Origin of the sequence: Sulfitobacter noctilucicola, assembly GCF_000622385.1 — a bacterium.
In the GTDB taxonomy this organism is placed as follows: Bacteria; Pseudomonadota; Alphaproteobacteria; order Rhodobacterales; family Rhodobacteraceae; genus Sulfitobacter; species Sulfitobacter noctilucicola.
Window position 1 is genome coordinate 3,369,335 of the sequence record NZ_JASD01000008.1, and the last position, 17,833, is coordinate 3,387,167.

Annotated in this window: 8 protein-coding genes; 3 read left to right on the forward strand and 5 right to left on the reverse strand. The window is 56.4% G+C overall.

The window, feature by feature from the left end:
* Nucleotides 1-2: 2 nt before the first annotated feature.
* The gene (locus tag Z946_RS0120215) at nt 3-992 is read left to right on the forward strand and encodes a hypothetical protein (protein WP_037969343.1); all 990 of its coding nucleotides are present in this window, start codon (nt 3-5) and stop codon (nt 990-992) included.
* Here the strand turns inward: Z946_RS0120215 and Z946_RS0120220 are convergent.
* Nucleotides 981-3,404, reverse strand: coding sequence for a GcvT family protein (locus tag Z946_RS0120220; protein WP_025057527.1), 2,424 nt, complete (start codon nt 3,402-3,404; stop codon nt 981-983). The two genes, Z946_RS0120215 and Z946_RS0120220, sit on opposite strands and share 12 nt — an antisense overlap.
* Nucleotides 3,405-3,530: 126 nt before the next feature.
* Entirely contained in the window at nt 3,531-4,859 is a 1,329-nt protein-coding gene (locus Z946_RS0120225; RefSeq protein WP_311733154.1) for a DUF2254 domain-containing protein, read from the reverse strand.
* Between the two features lie 203 nt (nt 4,860-5,062).
* On the opposite strand from Z946_RS0120225, the gene Z946_RS0120230 reads away from it, so the two are divergent.
* Entirely contained in the window at nt 5,063-7,480 is a 2,418-nt protein-coding gene (locus tag Z946_RS0120230) for a GcvT family protein (protein WP_025057529.1), read from the forward strand.
* A gap of 51 nt (nt 7,481-7,531) precedes the next feature.
* On the forward strand, nt 7,532-8,143 hold the full coding sequence (locus Z946_RS0120235; RefSeq protein ID WP_025057530.1) for a nucleotidyltransferase family protein: 612 nt from the start codon (nt 7,532-7,534) through the stop codon (nt 8,141-8,143).
* 23 nt (nt 8,144-8,166) lie between these two features.
* Here Z946_RS0120235 and Z946_RS0120240 read toward each other — a convergent pair whose 3' ends face one another.
* The 3 genes from Z946_RS0120240 to Z946_RS21210 all read right to left on the reverse strand — a co-directional run.
* Nucleotides 8,167-10,041, reverse strand: a complete 1,875-nt coding sequence (locus tag Z946_RS0120240; protein ID WP_025057531.1) for a Hint domain-containing protein — start codon at nt 10,039-10,041, stop codon at nt 8,167-8,169.
* 316 nt (nt 10,042-10,357) lie between these two features.
* Nucleotides 10,358-11,422 carry a Hint domain-containing protein gene (locus Z946_RS0120245; protein ID WP_025057532.1) on the reverse strand — a complete coding sequence of 355 codons (1,065 nt, stop codon included), beginning with the start codon at nt 11,420-11,422 and terminating at the stop codon, nt 10,358-10,360.
* A gap of 400 nt (nt 11,423-11,822) precedes the next feature.
* The coding region (locus tag Z946_RS21210) for a cadherin-like domain-containing protein (protein WP_025057533.1) at nt 11,823-17,833 on the reverse strand (6,011 nt) is incomplete at its 5' end.

A 17,833-nucleotide genomic window follows, 5' to 3' on the forward strand; every position in this document is an offset into this window, starting at 1 on the left:
AGATGGATATGTACGGTATGCGAACTCTCGGCACGATCTGCGCCATATGGCTTTTGTTCGTCACAACGGCGCAAGCAAGCTGTGAGCGGCTGGTGAATGTTATCGGATTATCTGGTCACGGCTTCGCCTCTGGCAAAATGGCGGATAATGCTACCCTGTCCGAGATTGAAACGTTGATTTCAGGGCTGGACAACGATGTGGTTCTTCATCTTCTTAGGCAGTCTGGACAGGCGCACACCTTCGGATTTCTACGGCATCATCTGACAGTTCTGAAGTTTATCGCATTGCAGGCAGAGGCGAACGCGGAACCGCCGAAGAATTTCAACAGCGATATGGTTCGCGCGGCCGGCATTGTAGCGCTTGCCTGTCAAGGCAACGCGCAAGGACACGGGGACCATGAGGCAAAGGGTTTTAGGCAGTCATACACCGAAAGCGCGGAGCAGAACCTTGGACTGCGACAAACGGGTTGGAAGACCAGTCAGGAACATCTGCGTCTTGCGCACCAGAGACAATTGAAACAACTTATTGCCTTGATGACAGGTTTTCTCGTGCTCCTCGCGCTCGCCATCGTCGTGCATTTTGCGCTTATGGTGACGTCGGTGATTTTTCGGGGCCGTCGGATTTGCGATGTACCTGTCCGCATCGATATACTGGGACAAGAGATCGCATGCCGCATCAAGGGCATCGGCAAACGCGGGTGTCATATCATCCCTGATGACACAGGCGGAATGCAGGGGTTGAGGGTGCTCTCACAGGGCGGCTATTTCAATATTGTACTGGATGACCTCGTGCTGAATGCACGAATTTCCGAAACATACGATGACGGTATCCGGGCACGGTTCACACTGGCGCTAACGCGCAATTCTCTTAGGCAGATCATGCTAGAATCCGAGTTACCGGTGCGCTACGACCTTGAGCACGTCCGGCTTGCAAATATGTGGCACCAATACATGGACCTTGGCACTGTCCTAAACCGCCGCTCAAGCCCGTAGACGCGTACCATCCGGATCGAAAGGTGGCAGCGCAAGGATGACCGCGCGATGCGGTCTGCCCAGTACCATCACCTCAACGCTGTCCCCCGCCTCCACATTCCTGACAAAACCCAGAGCCAGCGACTTGCCCACGGTATAGCCGTACGCCCCCGATGTGACGCGCCCTATCCCCTTGCCGTCCTTGAATATCGGCTCACCTCCGGTCGCATCTGCGTTGGATGCATCTGTTTCGGCCGCATCCAGCGCCATGATGACCAGTTTTTCCCTAGCTGGCTTGGCGAGTGTCTCTTGCACCGCCACCTTGTTCAGAAAGTCCTTGTCGATATTGCACAAACGATCCAACCCGACTTCCTGCGGCCAGTACTCCGGGCTGTATTCGCGGCTCCATGAACCATAGCCCTTCTCGATCCGCAGTGACATCAATGCACGCGATCCCACCGGACCCGCCCCCACGGCGGCACCTTCTGCGATAAGCGCAGCGTAGAGCTGTGCCTGATCGGCTTCGGCACAATGCAACTCCCATCCCAGATCACCTGTAAAGCTAACACGCAGCGCCAGACAACGTACGCCCGCAAGCTCAATCCACGCGGACCGCATGAAAGGGAAATCAGCCGTCGCCAGCGAGGCATTGGTCATTCGTTGCAGAATGTCGCGGGATTTTGGCCCGGCCACGTTAAAGCCGCACATTGCGTCCGTATGACTTTCGAACACCGTGCCATCGGGAAGCGGCACCGACTTGAAAAACCGTTTGTGATACCGCTCGGCCATGCCGGAGCCGATGATCCAGAACTCGTCCTCTTGGGTTCTGGTGACTGTGAAATCACCTGCGATGCCACCGCGCGTGCCAATCAATGGTGTCAGACAAGAGCGCCCCACGGTCCTTGGCATCCGGTTCGCGAAAACTGCATTTAGCCAATCTTCTGCCCCCGGTCCTGCGCAACGGTATTTCGCGAAATTCGAGATGTCGATGATGCCCGCACTTTCCCGCAGCATCCGGCATTCGCGCCCGACCTGTTCCCACCAATCTTGCCGTGTGAAGCCTTCGGTCCGATCCTCTGACCCGACCGGATAACCATAGTACAAGGGGTGCTCCCAACCGTAGTTCAACCCGAACACAGCGCCCAGATTGCGCTGGGCGTTATACGCCGGACGTTTGCGCATGGGGCGTCCTGCGCTGCGTTCTTCGTTCGGGAAGTGTATCTTGAACCTGTTGGCGTACTGGTCCCCCACCCGCGCCTTGGTGAAGGCCGCATCGGCCCAAGACCCGAAGCGCGCGACATCCCAAGCGAACATGTCATAGCGGGACTCGCCCGTGACGATCCAATCCGCAGCAAGCAACCCCATGCCACCGGACTGGGAAAATCCCGGAATGATCCCGTTGCAGCAGAAGTAATTGGACAGCTCCGGCACAGGTCCGAACAAAACGTTTGAATCCGGCGACCAGATCATGGGCCCGTTGATCACCCGCTTGATCCCAGCAGTGCCTACCGCCGGCACGCGGTCTATGGCCCGCATCATATTATCCTCAATCCGCTCAAGGTCATCGGCGAAAAGCTCGTGTCCGAATCCCTGCGGCGTCCCGTCTTCTGCCCAGAACTTCAGGTTCTTCTCATAGGCACCCACAAGCAGGCCTTTGCCTTCCTGCCGCAGATAATATTCCCCGTCTCGGTCGGCCACGGACGGCAGACGCCGGTCCAAGCCTTCAATTTCTGCAATGCTCTCTGTCACAAAATACTGGTGCTCTGTGGGCTGTAACGGAAGCGTCAAACCAGCAAGTGCTGCGACCTCGCGCCCCCAAAGACCGGCGGCGTTGACAATCCATTCGCAAGCGATGTCGCCTTTCTCTGTGCGGACAACCCAGGTGCCATCGGTCTGTTGTTCGGTGCCGGTGACCGGACAAAAGCGAATTATCTCTGCCCCGTTCTGCCGCGCGCCTGTGGCATAAGCGTTGGTCACGCCGGAGGGGTCTACATTGCCGCCGTTTTCCTCGAACATGATGCAGCGGATGCCATCATAATCGACCAGAGGATGCAGCGCTTCCGCCTCCGCACGGTCTACCTCACGGAAGGGCATGCCATAATATCTGGCTTTCGCGGCCTGCAAGCGCAGCTGGTGTTCTCGCGCTTCGGTTTGTGCCAGATAAAGGCTGCCGGGCTGGAAAACACCACACGACTGGCCTGTCTCCTCCTCAAGCGCATTATAGAGGTCCATGGTATAGTTCTGGATGCGCGTGATGTTATTGTTGTCGTGCAATCCGTGAATGTTGGCCGCAGCGTGCCATGTAGAGCCCGAGGTCAACTCGGAACGTTCAAGCAGGACAACGTCAGTCCAGCCCAGTTTTGTCAGGTGATAGAGGATCGAGCAGCCGATAACGCCGCCTCCGATGACGACGGCCTGAGCATGGGTGCGCATTTGAATGTCCCGACAAGAGTTGCATTTAGGGCAATCTGGCCTGCGGTGCTGAGCACCGGTCGTTTAAAACCGACACAGCGCGTCGCGGTCAGAACAAGCGGGCCATTCGTCGAAGCACAGGCGGGCCTAGCCGTCCTTTTCCATCTGCGACGGACCTTTGTCGTCAGTGATACCAGTCATCTGCTTCTGCACGGCTTCTGCGACGTCCCTTTGGGCCGATTGTAGCAAGCGTTCCCGGTCTGGCTCAAAGTCCGTGACAGACAATGCACGGCGTAGATGCAATTTAGCAGCCTCAAGAGCAGCGTTTGATAATCCTTCATCGGGGTGTTGCGCCAGCCCCGACAATGTCGCCTGTAACGCCTGCTGCACTTCGACGGTCGCGCCTGCGTCGCGGGCAACGGCACCATAGGCATCTTGTATCAGATCTTTTGGGTTCAGCGGTTCGACATAAATATGCTCCAACACCTCATCGCGGTCCGTGCTCACCTCGTCCTTGTAGTACGCCAAAATGCGCCCGATCCGGTGGATGACATCAATCGCGGTGCCGGGATCATTGACCCCCGGAGACAACGCCTTTGAACCGACCTCACCCATCACGATCAGTCCAAAGCGTGGGTCCTGATCATAGGTGCGGACATCTCCAAGGATGATGGATTTTTGCAGACCGTCTTCCAGTGTTTCCTCGGTGTGTTCGTCGTTCTCCGCATCGCCCACACGGACAATCGCCAAAAGCGGCTCGTTTACGAAAACAAAGTTACCGATATTGCGCATGAAGTAGATATCGACGCCGTGATTTTTCCCGACTTCGTTCAGCCCTTCGGGGTAGATGTGCTGCAGATAACCGCTCTCTTTTGCGCGATATATTTCTGCATCCTCAGGAATGTCTCCGGTCAGGGCATTTGCCCCCATACAGGGGTTAGCCAGACGTTCCTGAAAGGTGCGCCGCGTGGTGTCTTCGACTTGGCGGGAGGTGTCGATCAGGCTGCCAAAGGTTTGCAGGTGGAGCACCCAACGGATGAGGTAGAGCACGATGACGGCAAGAACGATCACTGTTACGATAAACAGTACAAAAGCGCGTTTATCGACGAAGACATTCATTTCGCGCAGTATGATCGCAATCAGCGCATACACGTAGGCACCGATGAACACAGCCAGCGTATTTTGCGTGGTTCTGTCCTCGATAATCAATCTATGCACGCGCGGCGTCCATTGGGTGGACGATGCGCGATAGACCGATACCATCACGCTGAGCGAGAACGTCGTGACCGCCAGCATTGCATTCGCAATGATCGACAGCAGGCGGTCAGCAGCGTCCCCCGACAACGTCGTCGCAATACCTTCGGGTATCCAGTGTTCAAGAAAGGTGCTGAGCACAACCGCAAACACGGCCATAAAGCCCATGATGGCAACACGGACCCAAAGCTTGCGCGAATATTCACGAGCTTTACGGATCATTGTTGAAGGTATTAAAAAATCGAATGTCATAGCATGTTATCCTCTCCGGCAAGCGTGCTGTCCAGAATGCTTCGGGATACTGCTGCAGAGCCTAACGACATAGCTGTGCCTGATGTTCCGAATTCGACAAAGTTAGTCGTAAAAATACATGCCTTGCCGGACCCTCCAGCACATTTTGAGGCAAACTTTACGGAGAACCTAACATGCAAACTTCTACGCGCGTTTTGATTATCGGTGGCGGTGTGGTCGGCGCTTCGGTGCTGTATCACCTGACCAAACTCGGATGGCGCGATGTGATGTTGGTCGAGCGGTCGGAACTTACCTCAGGTTCAACGTGGCATGCGGCGGGCGGTTTCCATACGTTGAACGGTGATACCAACATGGCGGCCCTGCAAGGGTATACCATCAGGCTTTACAAGGAGTTGGAAGAAATCACCGGCATGTCCTGCGGCTTGCATCATGTGGGCGGTGTCACGCTTGCGGACAATCAGGACCGGTTTGACATGCTGCTCGCGGAGCGGGCCAAGCATCGCTTTATGGGGCTGGATACCGAGATCGTAACACCCGAAGAAATCCGCAAGATTGCACCCGTCACCAATACCGACGGCATCATCGGCGGGTTGTATGATCCTCTGGACGGCCACCTTGATCCGTCCGGCACAACCCATGCCTATGCGCGTGCGGCAAAACTCGGCGGGGCCACAATTGAAACCCACTGTATGGTCAACGAGACCAACCAGCGGGCCGATGGCACATGGGACGTGGTCACCAACAAAGGCACGATCCATGCAGAGCACGTGGTGAATGCAGGTGGTCTTTGGGCGCGCGAGGTCGGGGCCATGGCCGGTGTTTACTTCCCTCTGCACCCGATGGAGCACCAGTATCTGGTGACAGAAGATGTGCCGATGATCGTCGAGATGATGAAAGACGGGATCGAGCACCCACATGTCATGGACCCCGCTGGAGAAAGCTATCTACGGCAGGAAGGCAAAGGTCTGTGCATCGGGTTCTACGAACAAAAGTGCCGCCCCTGGTCGGTTGACGGCACGCCTTGGTCCTTCGGGCAGGATCTGTTGCAGGACGATTTTGACAAGATCGAAGACAGTATTAATTTCGCCTACAAGCGCTTTCCCGATCTGGAACGTGCAGGTGTAAAAAATGTTATCCACGGTCCCTTCACTTTTGCACCCGACGGCAACCCGCTTGTAGGCCCCGTGCCCGGCATGCGGAACTACTGGTCTGCCTGTGGCGTCATGGCCGGGTTCTCTCAAGGGGGCGGCGTGGGTCTAATGCTCGCGCAGTGGATGATTGAGGGAGAGCCGGAACGCGACGTAATGGCCATGGATGTTGCCCGCTTTGGTGATTGGATCACGCCAGGCTACACGCTACCGAAGGTAATTGAGAACTACCAAAAACGCTTCTCTGTCTCATACCCGAATGAAGAACTGCCCGCTGCGCGGCCCCACCGCACAACGCCGATGTACGATATCTTTACCGGCATGGGTGCCGTATGGGGCCAGCAATATGGCCTGGAGGTCCCGAACTACTTTGCCACGGGCGACGAGCCAAGCTACGAGACACCGTCCTTCCGCCGATCCGACGCTTTTAGCGCCACAGCCCGCGAAGTGGCCGCCGTGCGTAATGGCGTCGGCATCAACGAGGTCCAGAACTTCGGTAAGTATCTTGTAAAAGGCCCCAAGGCGCGGGAATGGCTAGACCGCATCATGGCAGGCCGCGTGCCGCAGGAAGGCAGGTTGTCACTGACGCCGATGTTGTCTGAAAAGGGCAAGCTAATCGGCGACTTCACCATGTCATGCCTTGGCGAAGAACTCTTTCAACTGACAGCTTCTTACGGATCACAGGCTTTTCACTTTCGTTGGTTTGTCAATCACTTGGAAGACGGAGTTGAAGTTGAGAACATCTCGGACCAGCGCACCGGTTTCCAGATCGCCGGACCAAGGGCGCGTGATGTTTTGCAAGCCTGCACGCGGACCGATATTTCATCAATGCGGTTTCTGGACGTCTGGGAAGTTACCGTCGGGCAGACTGCGTGCATCGTCCAAAGGGTCAGCTATACCGGCGATCTGGGTTTCGAGATCTATTGCGATCCGATGGACCAGCGCAGCTTGTGGCAGACCTTGTGGCGCGCGGGCGCCCCGCATGGAATGACCCCTTTTGGCATGCGCGCGATGATGTCTTTGCGACTGGATAAATTCTTTGGCTCGTGGATGGCCGAATTTTCGCCAGACTACACGGCAGCGGAAACAGGTTTGGATCGATTCATCAGTTTCAAAAAGAATACACGGTTCATCGGTCGTGATGCGGCAGAGGCCGAGCGGACCACCCCGCCCGCCCGCCTGTTGGTCAGCTTTGAAGTCGATGCAAAAGATGCCGATGTGCACGGCTACGAGCCGATCTGGTTGGATGGCGCGGTTGTTGGTTTCTGTACCTCCGGCGGATATTCCCATTTCGCTGGAAAATCTATCGCACTGGGGTTTGTCCCCCGCGAACATGCCACGGAAGGTCTGGCGGTGGAAATTGAAATCCTCGGAGAGATGCGACCTGCGAAACTGATTACCGCGCCGTTGTTTGATGCGGACGGATCGCGGATGCGGGGCTGATCTTGACGGAAACGGGTCCACATTGGCGGATCGGCGTCATAGAGTAAGCGGATGGCGCTGCATGCATTTCCCATCATCCTACTTGCCGCTGGTGCATCTTCACGGATGCGCGGGCGAGACAAGTTGTTAGAGGATATCGGCGGCACCTCCTTGCTGCGCCATCAAGCGCTCAAAGTCCGCAGAGCCACCAGTGGTGCGGTCCTCGTTACCTTGCCAACTGCGCCTCATCCAAGATATGCTGCGCTAGAAGGTATATCGGTCGATCTCATCGCGGTTCCAGATGCGGCAGAAGGCATAAACGCCAGCCTACGCCGCGCATTTGCAGCGCTGCCCGAGGATGCGCCCTGCGCGATGGTGATGCTTGCTGATCTACCTGATCTGACGGAGAACGATTTGGTAAGCGTCCTTGAAGCCGTTGATCTTAGCTCCGATACACTTGTCTGGCGCGGTGCCACCGAGACGGGCAAGCCGGGCCATCCGATTGTCTTTGATCGCGCATTGTTTGAAGAATTTGCGGGACTGGATGGCGACACTGGCGGGCGTGATGTTGTAGCACTTGCAACAGGTCGGACGCAGATCATCAATTTGCCCGACACGCACGCGTTGAACGATCTGGACACTCCAGAAGATTGGGACGCATGGTGGTCTTCAAAAAACACCTAAAGATGCGCCTTCAATGCATTGATTTAATGCTTCTTTTCCAGCATTAACAGGTGCGCCTCGTGGGCTTTCAAAAGCCGCCGTGCCGCATCAAAGTTCTTTACGCCACGGGTGTCGATCAGCTCGGGGAAAAGATCAAGGATCTCCTGTCTCTGGTCTTTCTGAATGCCCGCCATGGCCTGCGTGCCGGGCAGAAAGCTCTCCGCCCATGTACCATCGGCCAGAATAACTTCATGCTGGTCGAACATCATATGGATATAGCTGACTTTGCTCACGGCCGCTGTGTCTACGCCATCGAGACTGACCAGATGTTTGGCCGCCACCAGTACTTCGCTTTCACCAAACATCATTTCGGCTATTTCAGACGTAATCAGCATACGGTGATTGGGACTGACCATCATATCGCGCACAGGATTGTCATTTCCCAAAGCACCTGCGCGGATCAGGATGGGGCTGTAATGCGGCATGCGCGTCAGATCCTGACGCTTGAGGTTCCGACGACCGATCCAGCGCAGCTCTTGCGGGCCGTTGTCGCGGGTGAATACCTTGTCTCCGACCTTTAGCTGCTGCACAGGCTTTTCGCCACGTTTCGTGGCAATCATCGTGCCGGGCGTGAAACAGATAATGACCTCTTCGATCTCGGCGTAGTTTGTGCGGCCAATGACGTTGCCATTGGTGTCAAGGAATTCGATCCGGCCCTCTTCAGGCTCGCCACGGATCAAACGGTAGGTGTTGCGGTCTATGCCTGTCAGGTCGATGCGGTCAATGTCCGCCCCGTCGGCGTCTTCGCCACCGAGGATCTGGTGACTGCCCGCGCCGTCGAAGGTGAATAGGTCACTGTCGTTTCCGCCACGCACCCAGTCCATGCCCGTACCCGAAACGATGGTATCTTCGCCATCACCACCGCGGATTGTATCGTCGCCCGCGCCACCATTCAAAAGATCGGCACCCGCGCCACCATCGAGGTCATCCTGACCATCGCCCCCCAGCAGCGTGTCGTCGCCTTCACCACCTTCGATGATGTCATCACCGCCTTCGCCTTCAAGGCTGTCATTTCCGCCCTGGCCGAAAATCTGGTCCTGACCGGAGCCGCCTGTGATAGTGTCATCACCAGCCTCGATCGGGGTGACAACACCGTCCTCGATCAAATCTCCCGAGAGGGTAAAGCCGGATCGGCTTGAACGGGTTTCCAGCGTAAATTCGATAAACTCGCGGTTTTCGAACTCGGCTGAGAACCACGCATCCTGATCGACAGGGCTATTCTGCTCAGTGCCTGCCGCCGTGATCGTGCCGCTGGCGGTTGTAACGTTGAGAGACGTATCTGCGGCAGTCCCGAACGCCGTGAAACTGCCGGCGTCAATGGTAACAGATTCCTGATTGCCCGGCGCATTACGGTCCAGATCGTTAAAGGTACCGGTCGAATTCAACGCGACCGGCTCGCCGGTGGCAGGATCAAAAAATTCAAGGCGGAAAGTTGCCGTCTCACCTGTAAATTCGCTGCGGCTGGTGGTGTTGAGCAAGATCTCAAAACCTGTGCCACCTGTCATATCAATGGCCATCTGGTCGTTGGTCGTACTGACCAAGACAAGCCGCCCGTCAATCTGTGTACCATCTTCAAGTTGGGCAACATTGCGGTAGATGACCTCGTCACCTGCCTGCGCGTTGGCCCCGGTGTTCGTGGCGCGGTCTGCGTAGTTCAACGTGATTGGGCTCGCGTTCAGCCCCGGTGCCGTACCGACGCCTGCATCACCGAACAGCGTATCGTCGCCTTCACCGCCATCAATAAGATCGTTGGCACCTTCGCCTGAGATGAGATCCTGACCACCACTGCCGGTGATCTGGTCGTCTTCAAGGGTGCCTTGTAACGTATCGTTGTTCGATGTTCCGTTGATGATCGCCATGGCAGTCGCCCCTCATACTCGCAAGAAGTACAAACCAACAGAGAGTCCAGTTGGCCGTTAACGTTAATTTAGACGTTTTTATGGCTATTTTGAGGGGAATTACAGCATTGTATCCGCAGGCATGGCGTTGGCGTGACAATCAGGATGGGTATGCAATCATTGTTGACGGGCAATAAACAATCGCCGAGCTTGTCTGCACGTTAATTGAGCAGTTCTTCAACTGGCATTGCAATCTCGTCTTAAGGACAGGCAACGCATTCGGGACACGCAGCATCTGAACTGCACGCCCCAAATAGTTGATCGACGATTCGCGCCTTCAATTCAGGACTAGCTTCGCCTCGTGCTTCTTCAGCGACCGCCGGGCCGACGCATAGGCTTCAACCCCCTCCTGATGCGCGAGCTCGGGGAACAGCTCCAGAATTTCCTGACGCTGTGCGTTGCCGATACCTGCAAGGGACAAATCGCCAGGCTGGAAACTCTCGGTCCAAGAGCCATCAGACAGGATGACCTCGTGCTGGTCGAACATGACGTGAATGTAGGTCGTGTGGGACACATTCACGATGTCGACGCCTTCCAGACCTGTCAGGTGCTTGGCCGCGACCAGAACTTCACGCTCTTCGAAATAAAGCGCTGTCTTGTCGTTGGCCACCAGAACGCGGTGATTAGGGCTGACCATCATATCACGCTCTGGCAGATCGTTGCCCAGTGCACCCTGACGGATCAGAACCGGCTTGAGGTGTGCCGCTTTCTCGAACTCGGCACCTGTCATTTCGCGCGTGCCAATCCAGCGTACATCTTGAATACCGTTGTCACGGGTGATGATGCGGTCACCGACCTTCAGCTCCTCTACCCGACGTTCGCCCTTAAGGGTCGCGATCATTGTCCCCGGAGTGAAACAAGGCGGTTCTTCAACGATTGCATCGACCTTTTCGATATTGGAGAAGCTGATCTGACCTAGCAGTTCATCCTCTGCGTCGTAGACTGAGATGGTTCCGTTCTCGAAATTGTCAGGATCGCGGGTAATCTCGCTGCGGCCGCCGCTCGGCACCAGCCCATCTGTAAAGATGCGGTCAAAGCCGTCGTCGTCCTCTCCGCCGTCAATCGTATCGCCAAGCGACAGGTTGTAAAACTGGTCACTTCCGTTGCCACCAAGCAGGGTATTGCTGCCCGTACCACCAGTCATGATGTCGTTACCATCACCACCGTCGATGCTATCATCGCCTGCGCCACCGAACAGATCATCGTCCCCGGGACCGCCTAGAATTGTGTCGTTCCCGTCGCCGCCGGTGACAACATCGTTGCCTGCTCCAGCTTCAATCAGGTCGTCTTCTGGTAGTCCGGTGAGCGTGTCGTTTCCAGGTGTGCCAGGAATAATGGCCATTGGTTTCGTCCCTTGAGTATCGAACCCTGCGGAAGAAAATAGAAATAATTAAAGGGTTCACAAAACGTTGATTCGTAAGACCGATACAAACGTACTCGTTAATAACTATGAATATTTTAGCATACTTCGTGGCGTGTAAATGAGATAAATTTAATAATTAGTTAATTGCGGACATGCCTGAGCATTAATAATCAATCAGACCGAATGTTTGTTTCTATATAAATAACAATTCAGACAATGTCATTCTGAACGTTTGTAAGCGGGGCGGTCGCCCGCCCCGCTTGGGTGTCGGCTCATGTGAAGGTAATACCCCCGAACCAAACAGCTGCATATTTCTAACACGCAGGGTTTTCCCTGCGTGTTGTTATCGGTGTGTGAAAGCCCCCCGGCGTTCTTTACCTTACTTGGTAATCAGTTTCGCCTCGTGCTTCTTAAGTGACCGGCGGGCAGAAGCGTAAGCCTCTACGCCTTCTTGCGTGGCCAGTTCCGGGAACAGCTCCAGAATTTCCTGACGCTGGGCGTTGCCGATGCCCGCAAGGGACATATCACCAGGCTGGAAACTCTCGGTCCATGAGCCATCAGACAGGATCACCTCGTGCTGGTCGAACATGACGTGGATGTAGGTCGTGTGGGACACATCCACGATGTCCACGCCTTCCAGACCTGTCAGGTGCTTGGCCGCGACCAGAACTTCACGCTCTTCAAAATAAAGCGCTGTCTTGTCGTTGGCCACCAGAACGCGGTGGTTGGGCGATACCATCATATCACGCTCTGGCAGATCGTTGCCCAGTGCGCCCTGACGGATCAGAACCGGCTTGAGGTGCGCCGCCTTCTCGAACTCGGCACCTGTCATGTCGCGTGCACCGACCCAGCGGATTTCCTGAATGCCGTTGTCACGTGTAATGACACGGTCTCCAACCTTCAGTTCCTCGACCAGACGCTCACCTTTTGGTGTCGCGATTTTGGTGCCCGGTGTGAAACAGGGGATGATGGTCTCGATCTCTTCGAACACCAGCTGGCCTGCATCTTCGCCATCGGCGTCGAAGTAGTTGACCACGCCATCCTCTTCATCGTCGGACGTAAAGACGATGTCAAAGCTGCCGCCTTCAGGCTTGGAGCCTGTCAGGTCGAGTGTGTCCATGTCCACCGGACCGGAACCACCGTCGATCACGTCACCCGGTCCGACATCCTCAAAAACATCCTGACCTGCGCCACCTGTCATGGTGTCGTCGCCATCGCCGCCACGCAGAGTGTCGTCGCCTTGGCCACCCATCATGTCGTCGTCGCCGTCGCCACCTTCAAGCAGGTCGTTTTCGCCGCCGCCATCAAGGACATCGTCGCCTGTGCCACCGATCAGAGTGTCGTCATTCCGGTTGCCGCGCAGGGTATCGTTACCCTGTCCGCCAATCAGACTGTCGTCACCCGTGCCACCGTCGATTGTGTCGTCGTCGATGCCACCGTCGATGGTGTCGTTGCCGGAGCCACCAGTGATGGTGTCATCGTCGTCGTCGCCAAAGATCAGGTCGTCGCCGGCGCCGCCATCGATCAGATCACGCCCGTTGTCAGGGTTGCGATCAGGTGAGAACGGGTCATCGTCACTTGGTTCGTCAACGATGTTGACCAGATCGGGAATAACATCAGGGTCTGTGCCGCCATAAATGGTGTCGTTGCCGAAGCCACCAGTGATGGTGTCATCACCTTCCCCACCTACGATACGGTCGTCGCCATCATCACCAGCCACGAGATCATCATCAATGCCCGCGTTGATTACGTCATCGCCGTCACCACCCGAAATCGTGTCGCTGTCGTCGCCGGTTGTGATGGTGTCATTGCCAGCACCACCGATAACAGAGTCGCGGTCGTTTTCAGGATCCGTGTCAGGCTCGTACCCAAGGTCGTCGGTGCCTGGCTCAAACGGATAGCCATCGTCAGGCGCCAGATCAGGACCGGATGTGTCGATCACATCGTCGCCGTCACCACCGTCTACGGTGTCGCTGCCGTCTTCGCCAAGGATGGAGTCGTTACCTTCGCCACCTGTGACGCTATCGTCACCAAGACCCGCCAGAACTGTATCGTCACCGTCACCGGCAATGATGATATCGTCGTTCGGCTCTTGGCCCGGCAGGATTGCATCTTCGTTGTCGACAAAGTCGCCATCGGGATCGCCAGCGTACTCCGGATCGATTAGATCGCTGCCATCCGTGCCCTCGACAATACCGTCACGATCACCTGGCTCCTCGACTGTGATGACATGCTCGGCGCTATCGCGCAGGCCGCCTTCGTCCTCGATGGTGTAGGTGATGGTCGCGTCACCGATGAAGCCCGGAACAGGTGTGAAGGTGACGGTTCCGTCACCGTTATCAACCAGCGTGCCCTGCTCTTCAGGAACCGTGGCTTCGATGACCGTCAGCTCGTCACCGTCGATGTCCGTATCGTTGGCCAGCAGATCAACCGTTACAGGTGTGTTGTAATCGGTTGTGTCCGCATCATCGACCGCGTCCGGCGCATCGTTCACTGGCGTCACGTCTACGACGTGAACGGCTGTGTCTTCCTCGCCATCGGGATCCGCGATTGTGTAGGTCACGGTTGCCTCACCGACAAAATCGGGTGCCGGTGTGAAGGTGGCTGTACCGTCGCCGTTGTTGACCACGGTGCCCTGCTCTTCGGGAACAGACACTTCGGTCACCGTAAGCGGATCACCCTCGGGGTCGCTGTCGTTGTCGATCAGGTCGAGGACAACAGGTGTGTCTTCTTCCGTGGTCGCAACATCATCCACCGCGTCAGGTGCGTCGTTCACCGGATTAACCGTGACTGTCACCACCGCTTCATCCGCATTCCCGTCAGGGTCTTCGATGATGTAGTCGATGGTCGCCTCACCGGTGAAATCTTCCGCCGGTGTGAACACGATCTGGTTATCGACGATTTCAACTGTGCCTTGCTCTTCTGGCACGGTTGCCTCGACCACAGTCAACGGATCGTCTGTCGGATCTGTGTCGTTGTCGAGAACATCGATGGTGACAGGTGTTTCTTCGTCCGTTTCGGCCGCGTCATCCACCGCAGTTGGCGCATTGTCCGTGTCATTTACCGTAATGACGTGAACCGCTTCATCCGTCAGACCTTCTTCGTCCTCGATGGTATAGCTGATCGTCGCATCACCGGTGAAATCATCGGCTGGTGTAAAGGTCACAGTACCGTCGCCGTTATCAACCAACGTGCCCTGCTCGGCAGGAACTGTTGCCTCGATCACAGTTAGATCATCGCCATCGACATCTGAATCGTTGGCCAGAAGGTCAACTGTAACAGGTGTTTCAAAGTCGGTGATGTCGCGGTCATCTTCGGCCACAGGTGCATCGTTGACAGGTGTAACGGTGACGATTGCCTCGCCCTCGTCTTCTTCACCATCTGGATCGGCAACTGTGTAGGTGATCGTCGCCGGGCCGTTGAAGTCAGGTGCCGGCGTGAACGTCACGGTGCCGTCACCATTGTCTTCCAGCGTGCCTTGCTCTTCTGGCACAGTGGCTTCGACCAATGTCAGCGGATCACCGTCTTCGTCCGTGTCATTGCCGATCAAATCGACGATGACAGGGGTGTCTTCCGGTGTTTCCTCGACATCGTCCACAGCAACGGGTGGCGTGTTCTCAGGGTCTTCGACCGTGATCACATGAACCGCATCATCCGTCAGACCTTCTTCGTCTTCGATGGTGTAGCTGATCGTCGCTTCACCGACAAAGTCCGTGGCAGGTGTGAAGGTCACGGTGCCATCGCCGTTATCGACCAGCGTGCCTTCTTCGGCAGGAACTGTGGCTTCGATAACCGTCAGATCATCACCATCCACATCGCTGTCGTTGGCCAGTAGGTCAACGGTTACAGGGGTATTGATGTCTGTGACATCTTCATCGTCCTCGGCGACAGGTGCATCGTTCACAGGGTTCACTGTGACCGCAACTGTTCCCTCATCCGCGTTCCCGTCAGGGTCTTCGACCGTATAGGAAATCTCTGCAGGGCCATTGAAGTCAGGTGCCGGTGTAAAGACCAGTTGGTTATCGACAATTTCAACGGTGCCTTGCTCTTCTGGCACAGACGCTTCGGTGATCGTCAGCGGATCATCCGTCGGATCGGTGTCATTTTCGAGCACGTCGATGGTGACAGGTGTGTCCTCATCTGTTTCAGCGGTGTCATCCACTGCTGTCGGCGCGTTTTCGGTGTCGTTCACGGTGATCACATGGACCGCATCATCCGTCAGACCTTCTTCGTCTTCGATGGTGTAGCTGATTGTCGCTTCACCGGTGAAGTCCGTTGAGGGTGTGAAGGTGACTGTACCATCACCGTTTTCGACCAGCGTGCCCTGCTCTTCAGGAACCGTGGCTTCGATAACCGTCAGATCATCACCATCCACATCGCTGTCATTGGCCAGCAGGTCAACTGTGACAGGTGTGTTCAGGTCTGTGATGTCGCTGTCATCTTCGGCAACCGGTGCGTCGTTGACAGGGTCCACGGTGACCGTGACCTGCGCTGGCGCTTCATTGCCATCAGGGTCTTGTGCGACATAGTCGATGATCGCTTCGCCGTTGAAGTCAGGCGCAGGTGTGAACACCAGCTCATTGTCGACAATTTCAACCGTACCCTGTTCTTCCGGAACAGTGGCCTCCAAAATGATCAGCGTGTCGTCGCCATCGGGGTCTGTATCGTTCTCCAACGCATCGATGGTAACAGGTGTGTCCTCTTCGGTGGTCGCTATATCATCGTTGGCCACAGGGACATCGCTGACTTCGTTGACGTAAACGAGGTGCTCGGCTGAGTCTGTGAGACCTTCTTCGTCTTCGATGGTGTAGCTGATTGTTGCTTCGCCGGTGAAGTCTTCAGCCGGGGTGAAGGTGACGGTGCCGTCGCCGTTGTCGACCAGGGTGCCCTGCTCTTCGGGAACGGTGGCTTCGACAACCGTCAGATCGTCGCCGTCCACATCCGTGTCGTTGGCCAGCAGATCAACCGTGATCGGTGTGTCTTCCGGTGTGACGTCCACATCATCAACCGCATCGGGTGCGTCGTTGACGGGGTTCACGGTCACGGTGACCGTGCCTTCCGTCTCCTCGCCCGAGGGATCGGTCACGGTGTAGGTGATCGTTGTCTCACCGTTGAAGTCCGGATCCGGCGTGAAGATCACTTCGCCTTCCGGCGTGAACGCCACCGTGCCATCAGGGCTTGTCGCCTCGATCAGCTCAAGCGGATCACCATCGGGATCAGTGTCGTTGGCCAGCACGTTCAGCGGCTCGGACGGTGTGTCCTCATCCGTCTCAAGCGTGTCGGGCTCGGTCACCGGCGCGTCGTTCTCTTCGCCAACCGTGATCACATGCTCGGCCGTATCCTCACCGCCATTCCCGTCAGAAATGGTATAGGTGATCGTCGCGTCGCCGTTAAAATCAGGCGCTGGCGTGAAGGTCACCGTGCCGTCGCCATTGTCGACCAGCGTCCCTTCTTCTTCGGGTACAGTGGCTTCGACAACGCGCAGGTCGTCGCCGTCAACATCCGTGTCATTGGCCAGCAGATCAACGGTGACCGGCGTGTCTTCGTCGGTGACATCCGCATCATCAACCGCATCGGGTGCGTCGTTGATCGGGGTGACGTCAACCACGTGAACGGCAGTGTCTTCTTCGCCATCGGGATCCGCTATTGTGTAGGTCACGGTTGCCTCACCGACAAAATCGGGTGCCGGTGTGAAGGTGGCCGTGCCGTCGCCGTTGTTGACCACGGTGCCCTGTTCTTCGGGAACAGACACTTCGGTCACCGTCAGCAAATCATCCTCGGGATCGCTGTCGTTGTCGATCAGGTCGAGGACAACAGGTGTGTCTTCTTCCGTGGTCGCAACATCATCCACCGCGTCAGGCGCGTCGTTCACGGGGTTCACGGTAACCGTGACGGTCCCCTCGTCCGCGTTGCCGTCAGGGTCTTCGACCGTATAGGAAATCTCTGCCTCACCGGTGAAGTCCTCGGCCGGTGTGAACACCAGCTGGTTGTCGACGATATCAACGGTGCCCTGCTCTTCCGGAACAGAGGCTTCGGTGATGGTCAGCGGATCACCGTTCGGATCGGTGTCGTTGGCTACGGCATCGATGGTGACAGGCGTATCCTCATCCGTCTCGGCCACATCATCAACGGCTTCCGGCGCGTTGTCGGTGTCATTGACCGTGATCACGTGAACAGCCGAGGCTTCCTCACCCGATGGGTCGCTGATGGTGTAGCTGATCGTCGCTTCGCCCAGGAAATCATCCGCAGGCGTGAAAGTCACAGTGCCGTCGCCGTTATCAACCAACGTGCCCTGCTCGGCAGGAACCGTCGCCTCGATCACGGTCAGATCATCGCCGTCCACATCTGAATCGTTGGCCAAAAGGTCAACGGTGACAGGTGTTTCAAAGT

Excerpts from the sequence above, each read along its gene's own strand:
- Z946_RS0120235 (WP_025057530.1), top strand. The coding sequence starts at position 7,532 with ATGGCGCTGCATGCATTTCCCATCATCCTACTTGCCGCTGGTGCATCT.
- Z946_RS0120215 (WP_037969343.1), top strand. The coding sequence starts at position 3 with ATGGATATGTACGGTATGCGAACTCTCGGCACGATCTGCGCCATATGG.
- Z946_RS0120240 (WP_025057531.1), bottom strand. The coding sequence starts at position 10,041 with ATGGCGATCATCAACGGAACATCGAACAACGATACGTTACAAGGCACC.
- Z946_RS0120220 (WP_025057527.1), bottom strand. The coding sequence starts at position 3,404 with ATGCGCACCCATGCTCAGGCCGTCGTCATCGGAGGCGGCGTTATCGGC.
- Z946_RS0120225 (WP_311733154.1), bottom strand. The coding sequence starts at position 4,859 with ATGATCCGTAAAGCTCGTGAATATTCGCGCAAGCTTTGGGTCCGTGTT.
- Z946_RS0120245 (WP_025057532.1), bottom strand. The coding sequence starts at position 11,422 with ATGGCCATTATTCCTGGCACACCTGGAAACGACACGCTCACCGGACTA.
- Z946_RS0120230 (WP_025057529.1), top strand. The coding sequence starts at position 5,063 with ATGCAAACTTCTACGCGCGTTTTGATTATCGGTGGCGGTGTGGTCGGC.